Genomic DNA, 17862 nt, shown 5'->3' with positions numbered 1-17862 from the left:
TCACGAACGGGCGGACCGCTTCCGGCGACCAGACGAAACTAGTCGCCGAGCAGCCCCCTGGCCACATGGGTGATCTGCACTTCGTTGCTGCCCGCGTAGATCATCAGCGACTTGGCGTCGCGGGCGAGCTGCTCGACCCGGTACTCGGTCATGTAGCCGTTGCCGCCGAACAGCTGCACCGCATCCATCGCCACGTCGGTCGCGGCCTGCGAGCAGTACCACTTGATCGCCGACGCCTCGGCCAGCGAGATCGGGCTGCCCTGCTGGGCCGCCTCGATGACCCGGAACAGCATGTTGCGCACGTTCATCCGGGCCAACTCCATCGAGGCGAGCTTGAGCTGGATCAGCTGGAACTGCCCGATCTCCTTGCCCCACAGGGTCCGTGACTTGGCGTAGCCGACGCTCAGCCGCAGGCATTCCTCGATGACACCGAGCGCCATCGCGGCGACACCGATGCGTTCGGCGGAGAAGTTGGACCGGGCGCTGGCCCGCCCGTCACCCGCGGCGTTGTCCTCGGTCTCGCCCAGCAGCCGGTCCGGGCCGAGCCGGACGTTGTTGAAGAACAGCTCACCGGTACGCGACGAGTGAATACCCATCTTGCGGAAGGGTTTCGACTGGATGAAGCCCTCCATGCCGCGATCCAGCACGAAGGTCAGGACCTTGCGGTCCCGCGGGTCGGCCGAGGCGGCGGCGTCGTCGTTGAGTTTTGCGTAGACCACCACCACGTCGGCATCCGGGCCGTTGGTGATGAAGGTCTTCTGGCCGTTGAGCAGGTAGCCGCCGGAGCCGTCGCGAACCACGTAGGACTTCATGCCGCCGAAAGCGTCTGATCCCGAGTCCGGTTCGGTGATCGCCCAGGCGCCGACCTTGTCATAGGTGACCAGATCGGGCAGCCAGCGCTCCTGCTGGGCAAGGCTGCCGCGGCTCATGATCGTGGGCACGGTGAGCCCGAGGCTGACGCCCATCCCGGTGACCACGCCCATCGATACCCGGCACAGTTCGCTGATCACCACGAAGCCCATGCCCGGCGATCCGCCGAACATGCCGCCCGAGCCGGAGCCGTCGGTGGCCGGCCCACCGCCGTCGCGCAGCCGGGCCAGCCGCTTGTCCAGCGAGTCGCGGGCCATCTCGGCGATGCCGAACGTGGCGAACAGCTTACGGATGATGGGATAGGGCTCCATCTCGCCGCTTTCCAGCGCATCGACGTGCGGCCGGACCTCCTTGTCGACGAACTCGCGGACCGCATCGCGCACGGCGAGATCGACGTCAGACCATTCGAGCATGTGTTCAGGCTGCCTTACCGCGTCCGCGGGCGGGACGCACCCCCGCCAACGAGAACGTCGAGTGCACCAGCGAGCCGACCCGGTCGAGCAATGTCTTGTGTGGTGGCAGGTAGTGCATCGGCTGGTCGCGGCGGTCCCGCGGTGGCGCCGTGAACGACGGCGCTTCGACCAGCGGGGCATCTGCGGGCAGCCTGCCCTCGGCACGCCGGTAGGCGGCCAGCGCGCGCGGGTGCAGCCTGATCTCGTCGGGCACGGCGACGAACGCCAGCTCCACGAGCTTGCCGAACAACCGCAGCAGGATCTCGTCGCCCGGGGTCCAGCGCATCCCGGCGCGCTCGCGCACGACGGGGTCGAAAACGCCTGCGGCGAACCAGCGTTGGGCGCCCACCAGCGGTCTGAACATCTGGTCCCACAGCGGGGTGGGCATCAGCACGAACCACGGTTTCGGAATGCGGATCGTGAAGATGTCCAGCGTCGCGCGGTTGATCTCGAGTTCGTCGCGGCACTTGTCGTCCCAGTACTCGCAGAAGGCCTCCCAGGACTCGGGGACCGGGCGCATGCTCATCCCGTACATCCGGTACCACTGCACATGCTCGTCGAACAGCCGGCGCTTCTCGGCCTCCGTCAGCCCGCCGCAGAAATACTCCGCGGTCTTGAGGATCAGCATGAAGAAGGTGGCGTGTGCCCAGTAGAAGGTCTCCGGGTCGAGCGCGTGGTAGCGCCTGCCCTCGGCGTCGGTGCCCTTGATCGTCGTGTGGTAGCCGCGGATCCCGGTGCGGACGTCGCCGAAGTACTTCCACGTCAGCGAATCGGGGCCCAGGGGGAACCCGCCGCCATCCGGTGCTGCGGAAGGATCGCTGGAATCTGCCATCGCCATTGATCGCATCGCCTCACGATAGGCGCTGACAACAGTCGTTGTCCACGATTCCGGCGTGCGTCCGGAGTGGTGTCACGCAGCCTCCATCCCGCCGCCATACGCATGTGAGCTGGTGGTTTACCGTGATTTCGGTGCTCGATTAGGCTGGCGGCGTGGACGACCACCCGTCGATGGAACCCGCCGGCGGCCACTCGTCCGGTCCGATCGGCTGGTGGCGCGACGTCAACCAGAATCCAGGCCTCATCTCGATGCTGCGCCGTGCCCGCCGGGTGCTGCCCGGGGACCCGGAGTTCGGCGACCCGCTCTCGGTCGCCGGGGTCGGCGGCCCGAGCGCCGCGGCCAGGGCGGCCGACCGCATCCTCGAGCGCGACTGGGCCTCGCGCGAGATCAGCCTGGGCGCGTTGCAGGTGTGGCAGGCGCTGACCGAGCGGGTGTCGGGGCGGCCGGCCAACGCCGAGGTGACGCTGGTGTTCACCGACCTGGTCGGTTTCTCGGCCTGGTCGTTGGAGGCCGGCGACGACGATGCGTTGCGCCTGCTGCGGCGCGTGGCCCAGGTCGTCGAACCCCCGCTGCTGGAATCCGGCGGGCACATCGTCAAGCGGATGGGCGACGGGCTGATGGCGGTCTTCGCCGACCCCGCGACCGCCGTCCGCTCGGCGATCACCGCCCGCGAGGCGCTCAGAACCGTTGAGGTGTCGGGTTATACGCCACGGATGCGGGTGGGCATCCACACCGGCCGGCCGCAGCGGCTGGGGTCGGACTGGCTGGGCATCGACGTGAACCTGGCCGCACGCGTGATGGAACGCGCCACCCGCGGCGGGCTGGTCGTCTCGCAGGCCACCCTGGATCGCATCGACCCGGAGGAGTTGGAGGCACTCGGCGTCACCGCGCGCAAGCTGCGCAGACCGGTGTTCCCCCCGAAACACGACGGGGTGCCCGCCGACTTCGTCATGTACCGGCTCAAAACTCGCAGGCAGGTGCAAGGCGACGAGGACGAGGACGGCACCGCGGCCGGCGCATAGTGGGTCCGGCGCGGGCCTGCGGTCAGCGGAACTCGTCGGCGCGGGCCTCGATCCAGTCCGAGCGCCACGACTCGGGCGGATCGTCGAGCAGTTCGCCGGGCATCAGCCAGTCGTAGATCTCGGCATAGGTGCGGGACCGCTGCCCCTCGACACGGCGGTTGAGCATCGCGGGGGACAGCTCGTGGAAGCCGGCCAGGCCCATTGACGCGACGATCTGAGCGGCGCTGGCCACCGTGGCCCGCTGGAAGTTGTACACCCGGGCGGTCTTGTCGGTGACGTCGAGCGCCTTGGCGCGGCCGGGGTCCTGGGTGGCGACCCCGGTCGGGCAGTGGTTGGTGTGGCACTCCAGCGCCTGGATGCACCCCACCGCGAACATCATCGCCCGCGCGGCCAGCGTGAAGTCCGCGCCCTGGCAGATCCGGCTGACGATGTCGACGCCGCTGGCCACCTTGCCCGACGCCCCGACTCTGATCCGGTCCCGCAGCCCGGTCCCGACCAGGCTGTTGTGCACCAACATCAGACCTTCGGTCAGCGGCATCCCGACGTGGTCCTCGAACTCCTGCGGCGCCGCGCCGGTTCCGCCCTCCGCTCCGTCGACGATGACGAAGTCGGGTGCGATGCCGGTGGCCAGGATGCCCTTGCAGATCGACAGGAACTCGGTGCGCGCGCCCACACAGAGCTTGAAGCCGACCGGCTTGCCGCCGGACAGCCGACGCAGCGTCGCGATGAACTCGGCGAACTCGGTGGGTGTGCGAAACGCGGTGTGCGCCGGCGGCGAGACCACCGGGTGGCCCATCGGGACCCCGCGGGTGGCGGCGATCTCCCCGCTGACCTTGGCGGCGGGCAGCACCCCGCCCAACCCGGGCTTGGCGCCCTGGGACAGCTTCACCGACACCGCCTTGACGGCCGGCATCGCGGCCTTCTCGGCGAATTTCGCGGCGTCGAAGTTCCCGTCGGCGTCGCGGCACCCGAAGTAGCCCGAGCCGATTTCCCAGATCAGGTCCCCGCCGCGCAGGTGATACGGGCTGATGCCGCCCTCGCCGGTGTCGTGGGCGAACCCGCCGCGCGCGGCTCCGCCGTTGAGCGCCGCGATGGCGTTGGCCGACAGCGCCCCGAAGCTCATCGCCGACACGTTGAGCAACGCGATGTCGTAGGGCTGCGTGCACTCGGTCGTAGGGCTGCGTGCACTCGGGCCCGCCGAGGCGCACCCGCGGCGCGAGGTCTTCGGCGAAGCAGGCCCGCAGCGAGTGCCGCAGAAACTCGTAGCCGAACACGTTGACATCGCGCTGGGTGCCGAACGGCTCGTTGCCCTTCACGCCGTTGGCCCGGTCGTACACCAGATCGCTTGTCTCGCGGTCGTACGGCGTGGCCTCGGTGTTGGACTCGATGAAGTACTGCCGGATCTGCGGCCGGATCGATTCCAGCAGCGGGCGCATGTGCCCGACGATCGGATAGATGCGCAGCAGGGTATGCCGGGTCTGGATCAGATCCCAGGTGCCCAGCGCCGCCAACGCCAGCAGGATCGCCCCAGGCACGGCCCACCACCCGTGCAGCGACACCGCCAGCGCGGCGGCGGCCGCCCCGGACAACCACACCGCGGCGACGATCAGGGGCCGGATCAACACGGCGTGAGGGTATCGCGCCGCGCGGCAACTGCAGATGAAGTGCGGCTGGGGCGATCGCCTATGATCGCCGGGTGGCTGAGCAGCCAGTAGACCTATCAGACGACGCGTTGACCGAGGCGGTGCGCGCCGCCACCGCCGCTTTCGGTGCGGCATCGGACCTCGACGAACTGGCCCACGCCAAGACCGAACACCTCGGGGACCGCTCGCCGATCGCGCTGGCGCGCCAGGCGCTGGGTTCGCTGCCGAAGTCCGACCGCGCCGACGCGGGCAAGCGGGTGAACGTCGCGCGCACCGGCGTGCAGGCCGGCTACGACGAACGCCTGGCCGTGCTGCGGGCCGAGCGGGACGCCGCCGTGCTGGTCGCCGAGCGCATCGACGTCACGCTGCCGTCGACGCGGCAGCCCGTCGGCGCCCGCCACCCGATCACCATCCTGGCCGAGCACGTCGCCGACACCTTCGTCGCGATGGGCTGGGAGCTGGCCGAGGGGCCGGAGGTGGAGACCGAGCAGTTCAACTTCGACGCGCTGAACTTCCCGCCGGACCACCCGGCCCGCAGCGAGCAGGACACCTTCCACGTCGCCCCGGAGGGATCGCGGCAGCTGCTGCGCACGCACACCTCGCCGGTGCAGATCCGGGCGCTGCTCGAGCGCGACCTGCCCGTGTACATCATCTCGATCGGGCGCACCTTCCGCACCGACGAACTGGACGCCACCCACACCCCGGTGTTCCATCAGGTGGAGGGTCTGGCGGTGGACGAGAACCTGACGATGGCCCACCTGCGCGGCACGCTGGACGCCTTCGCCCGCGCCGAGTTCGGCCCGGAGGGACGCACCCGGTTCCGGCCGCATTTCTTCCCGTTCACCGAACCGTCGGCCGAGGTCGACATCTGGTTCCCGAACAAGAAGGGCGGGCCCGGCTGGGTGGAGTGGGGCGGCTGCGGCATGGTCAATCCGAATGTGCTGCGCGCCTGCGGGATCGACCCGGAGGTGTACTCGGGGTTTGCGTTCGGCATGGGCCTGGAGCGCACGCTGCAGTTCCGCAACGGCATCCCCGACATGCGCGACATGGTCGAAGGCGACGTCCGGTTCTCGCTGCCGTTCGGGGTGGGGGCCTGATGCGGCTGCCGTACAGCTGGCTCCGCGAGGTCGTCGCGGCGGGCGCACCGGGCTGGGACGTGCCGGCCGATGACCTCGAGCAGGCCCTGATCCGCATCGGCCACGAGGTCGAGGAGATCATCCCGGTCGGACCGGTCAGCGGTCCGCTCACCGTCGGCCGGGTCGCCGAGATCGAAGAGCTCACCGACTTCAAGAAGCCCATCAGGGCCGTCAAGCTCGACGTCGGCGAGGCGGAGCCGCGTGACATCGTCTGCGGAGCAACGAACTTCGCGGTCGGCGATCTGGTTGTCGCCGCGCTGCCCGGCACCGTGCTGCCCGGCGATTTCACGATCGCCGCCCGGCAGACCTACGGCCGCACCTCCGACGGCATGATCTGTTCGACGGCCGAGCTGAACCTGGGCACCGACCACTCCGGGATCCTGGTCCTGCCGCCGGGTACCGCCGAACCGGGCACCGCCGCGGCCGACGTCCTCGGGCTCGACGACGTGGTCTTCCACCTCGCGATCACCCCGGACCGGGGCTACTGCCTGTCGGTGCGCGGGCTGGCCCGCGAGATCGCCAACGCCTACGACCTCGACTACGCCGACCCCGCCGCCGTCGCGCCGCTGCCCGCCGAGGGCGAGGGGCTGCCGGTGACGATCGACCCGGGCACCGGGGTGCTGCGCTTCGGGCTGCGCCCGGTCTCCGGCATCGACCCGAATGCGGTGTCGCCGTGGTGGATGCAGCGCCGGCTACTGCTGTCGGGGATCCGGGCCATCTCGCCGGCGGTCGACGTGACCAACTACGTGATGCTCGAGCTGGGGCATCCGATGCACGCACACGACAGCGGCCTGATCACCGGTGGTTTCCGGGTGCGCTTCGCCGAGCCCGGCGAGACCGTGGTCACCCTCGACGACGTCGAGCGCAGGCTGGACCCGGCCGACGTGCTGATCGTCGACGACACCGCGACCGCGGCGATCGGCGGGGTGATGGGCGCCGGCACCACCGAGGTCCGCGACAGCACCACCGACGTGCTGCTCGAGGCCGCGGTGTGGGATCCCGCCGCGGTGTCGCGCACCCAGCGGCGCCTGCACCTGCACAGCGAGGCCGGCCGCCGTTACGAGCGCACCGTCGACCCCGCCATCTCGGTGGCCGCGCTGGACCGCTGCGCCACGCTGCTCGCCGACATCGCCGGTGGGACAGTGCAACCCACGCTGACCGACTGGCGGGGCGACCCGCCGACCGAGGACTGGTCGCAGCCGCCGGTGAGCATGCCGGCCGATCTGCCCGACCGCACCGCCGGTATCGACTACCCGAGCGGCGCCGCCGAGAGGCGGTTGCGTCAGATCGGTGCCGAGGTGGTCGTCGACGGCGACCTGCTGACCGCCACACCGCCGAGTTGGCGCCCGGACATCCGTCAGCCCGCCGACCTGGTGGAAGAGGTGATGCGACTGGAGGGCCTCGAGGCCATCCCGTCGGTGCTGCCGCCGGCCCCGGCGGGACGCGGCCTGACGCCGGTGCAGAAGCGCCGCCGCGCGATCGGGAAGTCGCTGGCGCTGGGCGGCTTTGTGGAGATCCTGCCGACCCCGTTCTTGCCCGCCGGGGTGTTCGATCAGTGGGGGCTGCCCGCCGACGATGCGCGCCGCAGCACGAGCGCGGTGCTCAATCCGCTGGAGTCCGACCGGCCGCACCTGGCCACCACGCTGCTGCCCGGCCTGTTGGAGGCCTTGAGCCGCAACGTCTCCCGCGGTGCGGTCGATGCCGCGCTGTTCGCCATCGCGCAGGTCGTCGAGCCGACCAGCCACACCCGGGCGGTGCCGCGCATCCCCAACGACCGCAGGCCGACCGCAGAGGAGATCGCGAGATTGGACGCCTCGTTGCCGCGTCAGCCGCAGCACGTCGCGGCGGTGCTCACAGGTCTGCGCGAGCCCGCGGGCCCGTGGGGCGCCGGGCGCCCGGCCGAGGCGTCCGACGCGTTCGAGGCCGTCCGCATCATCGGCCGCGCCGCCGCCGTCGAGTTCACCCTGCGCGCGGCGCAGTACCTGCCGTGGCATCCCGGCCGCTGCGCCGAGGTCCTGGTGGGCGATGTCGTCGTCGGCCATGCCGGTCAGCTGCACCCGGCGGTCATCGAGCGCTCCGGACTGCCGAAGGGCACCTGCGCGCTCGAGCTGAACCTCGACGCCGTGCCGATCACGGAGGCGCTGCCGTTGCCGTCGGTGTCACCGTTCCCTGCGGTGTTCCAGGACGTGGCGCTGGTGGTCGACGAGGGCGTCGCCGCGCAGAGCGTGGTCGACGCGGTCCGCGCCGGCGCCGGCGAGCTGCTGGAGGACGTCCGGTTGTTCGACGTCTACACCGGTCCGCAGGTCGGCGAGGGCCGCAAGTCGCTGGCGCTGGCGCTGCGGTTCCGGGCCCCCGACCGGACCCTGACCGAGGACGAGGCCAGCGCCGCGCGCGATGCCGCGGTGGCCGCGGCGGGTGAGCGGGTGGGCGCGCAGCAGCGCCGGTGACCTAGCGTCATTTAGACAATTCGTCGTACTTCTGCCAGAAACGACTACGCAAACGCACGCGAACCAGGTCGCTCAACTCGTAACTGCCGACAGCATCGGAGAGATCCAGCAGCAGCGCCTTGTCGATATCGGGCGGAATCGACGGCCTTCCGTCGGAAAGCGCGTTCTTTGCCTCGGCATCCGCGCTGTTTCGAAATGAGTCGATGACGTTAGCGACGACCTGATCGATCTGTTCGTCGTCCGGCTCGTCGGGGAGGAAGGCCACATCGAAGGAACGACTTCCGGTCGAACTGCTGTAGACGGGCACGGATTGTGACTCGCGTACCGGGGCAGGTCTGGCGGACGTCGCCGTGGGACGACGCGCAGCCAAGTCACCCGGCGACGGAACAATCGACCCGGCCTTGGGTGACGCCGGCGCAACCGGTACCGATGGCACAGGCTGCGGTGTCTCGACTTTCATCACGTTGTCGTCGATGGTCGAGGGGCACACCGTGCGCAGTTCATCGGCAGCTCGCAACAGGTGCCGGCTCACGGCGTGAGGCTTGCCATCCGGGTTGGGTACCGCCAGCACGACAACCTGCACGCCCTGGGCCTGTGCTTCCTCCACGGCCTCCGTCAGGTCGTCGTCTCCGGACACGAGGAAGAACACGTCGGCTGTCCCACTGCGGGCGTGCGCGACGAGGTCGAGGCCGATGCGCAGGTCGACTCCCTTCTGCTGACCATCGACGCCGAAGCGGCCGAGGCGCAGTTTGACCCTGGGGAGTTCGCCGATGCGTTCCTGCTGTTTGTCGGGCACGCCGTTCTTTGCCGAGTCATACCAGTGCAGCCTGAGCACCGGTAACCCCGAGATCTGTTGCGCCTGCTCGATCAGGGCCTCGATCATCGGCCGGAATTCGACATGAATGCCGTTGCGCAGGGACGTACCCGTGACGCGAGTGGCGGCCGCAGCCAGCAGGTAGCCCGCATCCACGTACAAGGCACAATTCGAACGCATGTCGTCTCCTACGGGTCGCTGCGAGGTCAGCGTAGAGCCCTGGTACGACAACCTACTTCTAATGTATTTGCATCAATCTGCATAAAGTTGCAATGATGGGCGGATGACGTCCGGCGCGGTCGCCGGGGCCATCATCGACGGCGGTGCGGACTTCCGGCTCACCGACGCCGGCGACTGGCAGTGCTTCTACGGCTCCGAGCACGCCGGCAGCGGGCCCTAAGGTCAAGGCGGCTCCGGTGCTTTGGTCGGCCCAGGTGCTGAGCGGGCGGGGTGCCGGCGAGTTGCCGGAGGACGTCCGGCTTTTCAACGTCTACACCGGCCTCCAGTGGCTCCGTCTCGTTTCATCCGGCGTTCGATTAGGCGGCCGGCGGGGATGGTGCTACCTCACCTCAGCTCTGATCGTTCAGGGTCGTGACCACATGTTCGGCGATGGCCAACGCCGAGGTCGCCGCCGGGGAGGGCGCGTTACGCAACACCACGATCCGATCGTGCACGCTGATCCGGAAGTCGTCGACCAGGCCACCGTCGCGGTCCAGCGCCTGGGCCCGGATACCTGCTCTGCTGGGCACGACGTCGTCGATCTGCAGTTCGGGTAGGTAGGCGCGGGCGGCCGCGACGAACCGGTGCCTGCTCAGCGAACCGGACATCTCCCGGATGCCGGTGCGCCAGTGCCGGCGCGCGAAGCGCCAGAACGCCGGGCTGCGGGCCACCCCGGCGAGATCGCCCACCGACACGGTCTTCCACGTGTAGCCCTCCCGGGCCAGCGCCAGCACCGCGTTCGGTCCGATCAGCACCTCGCCGTCCACCCGGGGCGTCAGGTGCACGCCCAGGAACGGGTAGCGCGGATCGGGCACCGGGTAGACCAGGCCGTTGACCAGGTGGCGGCGCTGCGGTTTGAGGGCGTAGTACTCGCCCCGGAACGGCATGATCACCGGATCCGGCCCGTCGCCGGCCAGCACCGCGAGGCGGTCGCTCTGCAGGCCGCCGCAGGCGATCACCTGGTCGAAGGCGGTGTCATCGGTGCCGTCGGCCGACCGGGCGGTGACCACGACCTCGGTCGCGGTGGCGCGCATGCCGGTGACCTCGTGACCCAGGGCCACCGTGGCGCCCGCGCCCTGCGCGTCGGCCGCCAGCGACCTGGTCACCTCGGCGTAGTCGACGATCGACGTCGACGGTGAGTGCAGCGCTGCGATGCCGGTGACGTGCGGTTCGAGTTCGCGCAACTCCGCGGGGCCGATGATGCGGATCCCGGGGACACCGTTGGCGTTGGCGCGATCCTGGATGTCGCAGAGGCGGGCGCGTTCGGCGTCGTCGAGCGCGACGAGGACCTTGCCGCAGCCGATCCGGGTGATGCCTCGCTGTGCGCAGTAGTCCTCGAGCAGGCCGACCCCGCGCCGGCACAGCAGCGCCTTGGCCGAACCGGGCTGGTAGTACAGCCCGGCGTGGATGACGCCGCTGTTGCGCCCGGTCTGATGGGCGGCCAGGTGGTCTTCCTTCTCGAACACGGTGACCTCGGCATCCCGCCGCCCGGTGAGCTCCCGGGCGATCGCCGCACCGAGAATGCCCCCGCCGACCACCGCGATCCGCCGAGTCATCCACCACCTCCCGATCGCCATTATCGGCGACTACGGCGGCCCCGCACCGTCCACCCGGTGCGTCCGGCCGCACGGCGCGGGAAGTTCGGGCGATCTGCCCAAACCCTCCCGATTCGGTGGCCAGGAGCGCAGGATTGACAGTGCTGGCGAAACTTCCCGTTAAGGAGGCGACAGCAATGTCATGGAATATCGCCGGAACGTATATCGAGACGTGTTCGTGTGAATTCTTCTGTCCCTGCAATTTCAACCTCGCGCACGGTGCCGACTACGACCGGTGCCGGGTGGTGCTGGTGTTCAACATCACCGCCGGTGCGGTCGACGGGGTGAACGTCGGCGGCACGGTGGTGGCGTTGGTCGCCGAGACACCCAAGGTCATGACGGACGGCAACTGGCGGGTGGGCGTGTTCGTCGATGCGACCGACGAGCAGGCCGACAAGCTGCAGGGAGTGTTCGGCGGGCAGCTCGGCGGTCCGATGGCGGCGCTGGGACCGCTGATCGGCGAACATCTGGGCGTCGAGCGTGCGTCGGTCGAGGTCGTCGAGGACGGCCTGCGCCACAGCGTGCGCATCGGCGACGCCGTCGACTTCGAGATCGAGAACCCCGTCCCCTTCGGTGTGGAGACCGGCAAGCCGGCGCGCGTCGTGGGCATGTTCCATCCCGCGGGTTCCGAGTTCGAGGTCGCCGAGGCCACCCGCGCGGACATCGACGCCTTCGGCATCGCGTTCGAGGGCAAATCCGGCATCTCCGCTGCCGAGTTCAGTTGGGCTGCCTGAGCCGGTGACGGTGCGCCGCGACGGGGTCGACGCCGAGCCGGCGTTCGCCCGTCTCGCGGTGCGCGGCCATCTCGGGCTGGTGGCGTTGCTGTTCGGGCTCGCCGTCGCCGCCTGGTGGTTCACCGTCGATCAGATGCGCGGCATGGACGCCGGTCCCGGAAGCGCACTCGGCTCGCTGGGCTGGTTTCTGGGCATCTGGGCGGTGATGATGGCCGCGATGATGCTGCCGTCGATCTGGCCGACGGTCGCGCTGTATGCACGGATGACCGGGGAGCGGTCGCCGGCGGCCCCGCTGGTCTTCGTCGCCGGATATCTGATCATCTGGACCGCGGCCGGCCTGCTCGCGTTCGCCGTGTCGGAGACCGGTCGCAGGCTTCTCGGCTCGGTCTTGACGTGGGACGGTGGGGGTCGCTGGCTGGCCGGGGGGATTCTGGTGGCCGCGGCGGTCTACGAGCTCACCCCGGCCAAGGCCGTGTGTCTGCGGCACTGTCGTACCCCGTTGGGGTTTCTGCTCGGCCACTGGCGAGACGGTCTCGCAGGTGCGCTGCGCATGGGGATGACCCACGGCGCCTGGTGTCTCGGGTGTTGTTGGGCGCTGATGGCATCGCTGTTCGCGCTCGGGATCATGAGCATCGTCTGGATGGCGTTCGTGACCGCACTGATCGCGGTGGAGAAACTGCTGCCCTGGCGGCGGCTCGCGGTCTACGGTGTCGCCGCCTTCCTGCTGGTCCTCGGCGTGCTGATCGTCGTGGCGCCCGAGGCGGTTCCCGGTCTGACGGTGCCCGGCCAGACGCCGATGGGAGAGATGCCCGGCATGGCGGGCTGAGGACATCCAGAATTGGTTTGCAATCTTCTGTATAACCATGCACGATGGCCGTTATGACTTCCGTCGCGGTCGCCGGCGCCAGTGGGTACGCCGGCGGCGAGATCCTGCGGTTGCTGCTCGGGCATCCGGCCTGCGCCGACGGGCGCCTGCAGATCGGCGCGCTGACCGCCGCGGCCAGCGCGGGATCGTCACTGGCCGAACATCATCCGCACCTGCTGCCGCTGGCCGACCGGACGCTGGAGCCCACCGAGGTCGACGTTCTGGCCGGTCACGACGTGGTGTTCCTCGGTCTGCCGCACGGGCACTCGGCGGCGCTGGCCGACCAGCTCGGTCCCGACACCCTGATCATCGACTGCGGGGCCGACTTCCGGCTCACCGACGCGGCCGCCTGGCAACGCTTCTACGGTTCCGAACACGCGGGCAGCTGGCCCTACGGCCTGCCCGAACTGCCCGGCGGCCGGGACCGGCTGCGCGGCACCAAACGGATCGCGGTGCCCGGCTGCTATCCCACCGCCGCCCTGCTCGCGCTGTGGCCCGCGCTGGCCGCCGGCCTGGTCGAGCCCGCGGTCACCGTGGTGGCCGTCAGCGGCACCTCGGGCGCCGGGCGCGCCGCCAAGGTGGATCTGCTGGGCTCGGAGGTCATCGGGTCGGCGCGGGCGTACAACATCGGCGGAAAGCACCGGCACACCCCCGAGATCGCCCAGGGGCTGCGGGCCGTCACCGACGCCGAGGTCAGCGTCTCGTTCACCCCGGTGCTGATCCCGACCTCACGCGGCATCCTGTCCACCTGCACGGCGCGCACCGCCGCCAATGTCTCCGAGCTGCGGGCGGCCTACGAGAAGGCCTATGCCGACGAGCCTTTCGTTCATCTGCTGCCCGAGGGCCAGCTGCCCAGGACCGGCGCTGTGATCGGCAGTAACGCCGCACAACTGGCCGTCGCGGTGGACGAGGACGCCGCCACGTTCGTCGCGATCGCCGCCATCGACAACCTCGTGAAAGGCACCGGAGGAGCAGCCGTGCAGTCGATGAACCTGGCCCTGGGATGGGCTGAGACCGAGGGTCTCTCGATCGTCGGGGTGGCGCCGTGACCGATATCGGCCAGCCCACCACCCGGCTGCTGCGCACCCAGGGCGTCACCGCGCCCGAAGGCTTCCGGGCCGCCGGGATCGCGGCGGGCATCAAGGCCTCCGGAGCACACGACCTGGCCCTGGTGTTCAACGAGGGGCCGGACTACGGCGCCGCCGGCGTGTTCACCCGCAACAAGGTCAAGGCCGCCCCGGTGCTGTGGTCGGCACAGGTGTTGACCACGGGCCGGCTACGCGCGGTGATCCTGAACTCCGGCGGGGCCAACGCCTGCACCGGACCGCAGGGCTTCCAGGACACCCACGCCACCGCGGAAGCCGTCGCGGCGGCGCTGTCGGACTGGGGCACCGAGACCGGTGCGATCGAGGTCGCGGTGTGTTCCACCGGCCTGATCGGGGACCGGCTGCCAATGGACAAGGTGCTGGCCGGCGTGGCAGAGATCGTGCACGAGATGGCCGGCGGGCTCAGCGGTGGCGAGGAGGCCGCCCGGGCCATCATGACCACCGACACCGTGCCCAAGCAGGCCGCGCTGCACCACCGGGACAAGTGGACGGTCGGCGGGATGGCCAAGGGCGCGGGCATGCTGGCCCCGTCGCTGGCGACCATGCTGTGCGTCATCACCACCGACGCCGTCGCCGGTGCCGACGCGCTGCGCTCCGCCCTGGCCGCCGCCACCGCCACCACGTTCGACCGCCTCGACATCGACGGCAGCTGCTCCACCAACGACACCGTGCTGCTGCTGTCGTCGGGGGCCAGCGAGATCGCGCCGAGCCAGCAGGATCTCGACGACGCGGTGCTGCGGGTCTGTGAGGACCTGTGCGCGCAACTGCAGGCCGACGCCGAGGGCGTCACCAAGCGGATCGCGGTCACCGTCACCGGCGCGCTCAGCGAGGACGACGCGGTCGTCGCGGCCCGGGTCATCGCGCGCGACAGCCTGGTCAAGACCGCGCTGTTCGGCTCCGACCCGAACTGGGGCCGGGTGCTGGCCGCGGTCGGGATGGCCCCGGTCACGTTGGATGCCGGGCGGATCACCGTGTCCTTCAACGGGTTCCCGGTCTGCATCGACAGCGTCGGCGCACCGGGCGCGCGCGAGGTCGATCTGTCCGGGGAGGACATCGCGGTGACCGTGGACCTCGGTGTCGGCACGGACTCGGCGACGATCCGCACCACCGACCTGTCGCACGCTTACGTCGAAGAGAACTCGGCGTACAGCTCATGAGCGTGCAGACCAGCGACAAGGCCGGCGTGCTCGCGGCAGCGCTGCCCTGGCTCAAGGCGCTGCACGACAAGATCGTCGTGGTCAAGTACGGCGGCAACGCGATGACCGACGACGCGCTGAAGGCGGCCTTCGCCGCCGACATGGTGTTCCTGCGCAACTGCGGCATCCACCCGGTCGTCGTGCACGGCGGTGGCCCACAGATCAGCGCGATGCTCAAGAAGCTCGGTATCGCAGGCGATTTCAGGGGTGGGTTCCGGGTCACCACCCCCGAGGTGCTCGATGTGGCCCGCATGGTGCTGTTCGGTCAGGTGGGCCGGGAACTGGTCAATCTGATCAACGCCCACGGCCCCTATGCGGTGGGCATCACCGGGGAGGACGCCCAGCTGTTCACCGCGGTGCGGCGCACCGTGCTGGTCGACGGCGTGGCCACCGACATCGGCCTGGTCGGCGACGTCGCACAGGTGAACACCGACGCCCTACTCGACCTCATCGACGCGGGCCGGATCCCGGTGGTGTCGACGATCGCCCCGGACGCCGACGGGCTGGTCTACAACATCAACGCCGACACCGCCGCGGCCGCGCTGGCCGAGGCGCTGGGCGCCGAGAAGCTGCTGATGCTCACCGATGTCGAGGGCCTGTACACCAGCTGGCCGGACCGCGGATCGCTGGTGAGCCAGATCGACGCCGCATCGCTGACCCAGCTGCTACCGACACTGGAGGAGGGCATGGTGCCCAAGATCGAGGCCTGCCTGCGGGCGATCAACGGCGGGGTGCCCAGCGCCCACGTCATCGACGGCCGGGTCGAGCACTGCGTGCTGGTCGAACTGTTCACCGACGAGGGGGCCGGCACGAAGGTGGTGAGCGCCGGATGACCGGCCTGCTGGATCGCTGGTCGGCGGTCATGATGAACAACTACGGCACCCCGCCGATGGCGCTGGCCAGTGGGGACGGCGCGGTGGTCACCGACGTCGACGGCAGGAGCTATGTCGATCTGCTCGGCGGTATCGCGGTCAACGTGCTGGGTCACCGCCACCCCGCGGTCATCGAGGCAGTCACCCGACAGCTGAACACCCTGGGCCACACCTCCAACCTGTACGCCACCGAGCCCGGTGTGGCGCTGGCCGAGGAACTGGTCGGTCTGCTCGGCGCGCCGGCACGGGTGTTCTTCTGCAACTCCGGCACCGAGGCCAACGAGGTGGCGTTCAAGATCACCCGGCTGACCGGGCGCATCAAACTCGTTGCCGCACAGGGTGCTTTCCACGGCCGCACGATGGGCTCGCTGGCGCTGACCGGTCAGCCGTCCAAGCAGGCTCCGTTCGAGCCGCTGCCCGGTGAGGTCACCCACGTGCCCTACGGGGACGTCGAAGCGCTTTCTGCCGCGGTCGACGACCAGACCGCGGCGGTGTTCCTCGAACCGATCATGGGGGAGGGTGGCGTCGTGACGCCACCGGCGGGCTACCTGGCGGCGGCCCGCGAGGTCACCGCCGCCCACGGCGCCCTGCTCGCGCTCGACGAGGTGCAGACGGGGGTCGGGCGTACCGGAGCTTTCTATGCCCACCAGCACGACGGGATCACCCCGGACATCGTCACGCTGGCCAAGGGCCTCGGCGGCGGGCTGCCGATCGGCGCCTGCCTGGCGATCGGCGAGACGGCCGATCTACTGACTCCGGGTCTGCACGGCAGTACCTTCGGCGGTAACCCGGTGTGCACGGCGGCCGCGCTGGCGGTGCTCAAGGTGCTCGCCGACGAGCATCTGGTCCAGCGTGCCGACGTGCTCGGCAAGACGCTGAGCCACGGCATCGAGTCGATGGGCCACCCGCTCGTCGACCATGTCCGCGGCCGCGGACTGCTGCGCGGCATCGTGCTGACCGCCGAGGCCGCCAAGCCACTGGAGGCCGCCGCCCGCGACGCCGGCTTCCTGGTCAACGCCGCCGCGCCGGATGTGATCCGGCTGGCCCCGCCGCTGATCGTCACCGAACCCCAGATCGAGGCCTTCCTGACCGCGTTGCCCGGGGTGCTCGACACCGCGGCCGCGCAGGTGAACCCGTCATGACCCGGCACTTCCTGCGCGACGACGACCTGGGCCCGGCCGAACAGGCCGAGGTGCTGGCCCTGGCCGCGGACCTGAAGAAGGATCCGTTCAGCCGGCGGCCGCTGGAGGGACCACGCGGCGTCGCGGTCATCTTCGAGAAGAACTCGACCCGTACCCGGTTCTCGTTCGAGATGGGCATCGCACAGCTGGGCGGCCACGCGGTGGTCGTCGACGGCCGCAGCACCCAGCTGGGCCGTGAGGAGACCCTGGAGGACACCGGCCGGGTGCTGTCGCGCTACGTCGACGCCGTCGTGTGGCGGACCTTCGCGCAGGAACGGCTGTCCGCCATGGCATCCGGCGCGACCGTGCCGATCGTCAACGCGCTCTCCGACGAGTTGCACCCGTGCCAGGTGCTGGCCGACCTGCAGACCCTCGCGGAGTGGAAGGGCGCGCTGAAAGGGTTGACGCTGAGCTACTTCGGCGACGGCGCCAACAACATGGCGCACTCGCTGATGCTCGGCGGCGTCACCGCCGGGATCCACGTGACGATCGCCGCACCGCGCGGGTTCGAGCCGCACCCGATGTTCGTCGCGGCCGCCCGGGAACGTGCCGCGCTCACCGGCGCCACCGTCACGATCACCCACGATCCGCTGGCCGCGGCCGACGGGGCCGATGTCCTGGTGACCGACACCTGGACGTCGATGGGACAGGAGAACGACGGGCTGGACCGGGTCCGGCCGTTCCGGCCCTTCCAGCTCGACTGCGCGATGCTGGCCCGCGCCGACTCCGAAGCCGTCGTGCTGCACTGCCTTCCGGCGCACCGCGGAAACGAGATCACCGACGAGGTGCTCGACGGGCCGCAGAGCGCGGTGTGGGACGAGGCGGAGAACCGGCTGCACGCACAGAAGGCGCTGTTGGTGTGGCTGCTGGAG

Annotated in this window: 14 protein-coding genes and 2 pseudogenes; 11 read left to right on the top strand and 5 right to left on the bottom strand. The window is 70.1% G+C overall.

Annotation, left to right across the window (positions count from 1 at the left end):
* Positions 1–38: 38 nt before the first annotated feature.
* Positions 39–1283 (bottom strand): acyl-CoA dehydrogenase family protein, encoded by a 1245-nt coding sequence (locus JDV09_RS19715; RefSeq protein WP_221370828.1) that lies wholly within the window; start codon positions 1281–1283, stop codon positions 39–41.
* Between the two features lie 4 nt (positions 1284–1287).
* Positions 1288–2160, bottom strand: a complete 873-nt coding sequence (locus tag JDV09_RS19710) for an oxygenase MpaB family protein (protein ID WP_304620459.1) — start codon at positions 2158–2160, stop codon at positions 1288–1290.
* Positions 2161–2330: 170 nt separating this feature from the next.
* Between JDV09_RS19710 and JDV09_RS19705 the strand changes: the two genes are divergently transcribed.
* Positions 2331–3182, top strand: a complete 852-nt coding sequence (locus JDV09_RS19705; RefSeq protein ID WP_221370872.1) for an adenylate/guanylate cyclase domain-containing protein — start codon at positions 2331–2333, stop codon at positions 3180–3182.
* Positions 3183–3204: 22 nt separating this feature from the next.
* Here the strand turns inward: JDV09_RS19705 and JDV09_RS19700 are convergent.
* Positions 3205–4804, bottom strand: a pseudogene (locus JDV09_RS19700) (FMN-binding glutamate synthase family protein).
* A 74-nt stretch (positions 4805–4878) separates the two neighbouring features.
* Between JDV09_RS19700 and pheS the strand changes: the two are divergent.
* Both pheS and pheT read left to right on the top strand, forming a co-directional pair.
* Positions 4879–5922 (top strand): phenylalanine--tRNA ligase subunit alpha, encoded by a 1044-nt coding sequence (gene pheS / locus JDV09_RS19695; RefSeq protein ID WP_221370826.1) that lies wholly within the window; start codon positions 4879–4881, stop codon positions 5920–5922.
* The gene (gene pheT, locus JDV09_RS19690; RefSeq protein WP_221370825.1) at positions 5922–8408 is read left to right on the top strand and encodes a phenylalanine--tRNA ligase subunit beta; all 2487 of its coding nucleotides are present in this window, start codon (positions 5922–5924) and stop codon (positions 8406–8408) included. Before pheS ends, pheT begins: the two co-directional genes overlap by 1 nt.
* A gap of 7 nt (positions 8409–8415) precedes the next feature.
* Here the strand turns inward: pheT and JDV09_RS19685 are convergent, their stop codons facing one another.
* Positions 8416–9378, bottom strand: coding sequence for an NYN domain-containing protein (locus JDV09_RS19685; protein ID WP_308124177.1), 963 nt, complete (start codon positions 9376–9378; stop codon positions 8416–8418).
* 154 nt (positions 9379–9532) lie between these two features.
* Between JDV09_RS19685 and JDV09_RS26960 the strand changes: the two are divergent.
* A pseudogene (locus JDV09_RS26960) lies at positions 9533–9619 on the top strand (hypothetical protein); the annotation flags it as partial.
* 172 nt (positions 9620–9791) lie between these two features.
* On the opposite strand, the gene lhgD reads toward JDV09_RS26960, so the two are convergent.
* Positions 9792–10997, bottom strand: a complete 1206-nt coding sequence (gene lhgD, locus JDV09_RS19680) for an L-2-hydroxyglutarate dehydrogenase (protein WP_221370823.1) — start codon at positions 10995–10997, stop codon at positions 9792–9794.
* Positions 10998–11173: 176 nt separating this feature from the next.
* On the opposite strand from lhgD, the gene JDV09_RS19675 reads away from it, so the two are divergent.
* The 7 genes from JDV09_RS19675 to argF form a co-directional block, all read left to right on the top strand.
* Positions 11174–11770 (top strand): DUF1326 domain-containing protein, encoded by a 597-nt coding sequence (locus JDV09_RS19675; protein WP_221370822.1) that lies wholly within the window; start codon positions 11174–11176, stop codon positions 11768–11770.
* Between the two features lie 4 nt (positions 11771–11774).
* Entirely contained in the window at positions 11775–12596 is an 822-nt protein-coding gene (locus JDV09_RS19670; RefSeq protein ID WP_221370821.1) for a DUF2182 domain-containing protein, read from the top strand.
* 44 nt (positions 12597–12640) lie between these two features.
* Complete coding sequence (argC, locus tag JDV09_RS19665) at positions 12641–13684, top strand: N-acetyl-gamma-glutamyl-phosphate reductase (RefSeq protein WP_255605672.1); 1044 nt, start codon at positions 12641–12643, stop codon at positions 13682–13684.
* 5 nt (positions 13685–13689) lie between these two features.
* The gene (gene argJ / locus JDV09_RS19660; RefSeq protein WP_372452976.1) at positions 13690–14898 is read left to right on the top strand and encodes a bifunctional glutamate N-acetyltransferase/amino-acid acetyltransferase ArgJ; all 1209 of its coding nucleotides are present in this window, start codon (positions 13690–13692) and stop codon (positions 14896–14898) included.
* Positions 14895–15770 (top strand): acetylglutamate kinase, encoded by an 876-nt coding sequence (gene argB / locus JDV09_RS19655; RefSeq protein WP_221370818.1) that lies wholly within the window; start codon positions 14895–14897, stop codon positions 15768–15770. Before argJ ends, argB begins: the two co-directional genes overlap by 4 nt.
* Positions 15767–16951, top strand: a complete 1185-nt coding sequence (locus tag JDV09_RS19650; protein ID WP_221370817.1) for an acetylornithine transaminase — start codon at positions 15767–15769, stop codon at positions 16949–16951. The genes argB and JDV09_RS19650 overlap by 4 nt, the downstream gene beginning before the upstream one ends.
* Positions 16948–17862: ornithine carbamoyltransferase (gene argF, locus JDV09_RS19645; RefSeq protein ID WP_221370816.1), on the top strand; the 915-nt coding region annotated here is incomplete at its 3' end. The genes JDV09_RS19650 and argF, both read left to right, overlap by 4 nt.

It is taken from the genome of Mycolicibacterium xanthum (assembly GCF_019710635.1).
Classification (GTDB): domain Bacteria; phylum Actinomycetota; class Actinomycetes; order Mycobacteriales; family Mycobacteriaceae; genus Mycobacterium; species Mycobacterium xanthum.
The sequence above is the reverse complement of the archived record's forward strand: the minus strand, read 5'-3'. Positions and strand labels throughout refer to the sequence as shown.

What these genes read in the sequence shown, in the direction of transcription:
- JDV09_RS19715 (WP_221370828.1), bottom strand. Translation starts at nt 1,283, where the DNA reads ATGCTCGAATGGTCTGACGTCGATCTCGCCGTGCGCGATGCGGTCCGC.
- JDV09_RS19710 (WP_304620459.1), bottom strand. Translation starts at nt 2,160, where the DNA reads ATGGCGATGGCAGATTCCAGCGATCCTTCCGCAGCACCGGATGGCGGC.
- JDV09_RS19705 (WP_221370872.1), top strand. Translation starts at nt 2,331, where the DNA reads ATGGAACCCGCCGGCGGCCACTCGTCCGGTCCGATCGGCTGGTGGCGC.
- pheT (WP_221370825.1), top strand. Translation starts at nt 5,922, where the DNA reads ATGCGGCTGCCGTACAGCTGGCTCCGCGAGGTCGTCGCGGCGGGCGCA.
- lhgD (WP_221370823.1), bottom strand. Translation starts at nt 10,997, where the DNA reads ATGACTCGGCGGATCGCGGTGGTCGGCGGGGGCATTCTCGGTGCGGCG.
- JDV09_RS19675 (WP_221370822.1), top strand. Translation starts at nt 11,174, where the DNA reads ATGTCATGGAATATCGCCGGAACGTATATCGAGACGTGTTCGTGTGAA.
- argC (WP_255605672.1), top strand. Translation starts at nt 12,641, where the DNA reads ATGGCCGTTATGACTTCCGTCGCGGTCGCCGGCGCCAGTGGGTACGCC.
- argB (WP_221370818.1), top strand. Translation starts at nt 14,895, where the DNA reads ATGAGCGTGCAGACCAGCGACAAGGCCGGCGTGCTCGCGGCAGCGCTG.
- JDV09_RS19650 (WP_221370817.1), top strand. Translation starts at nt 15,767, where the DNA reads ATGACCGGCCTGCTGGATCGCTGGTCGGCGGTCATGATGAACAACTAC.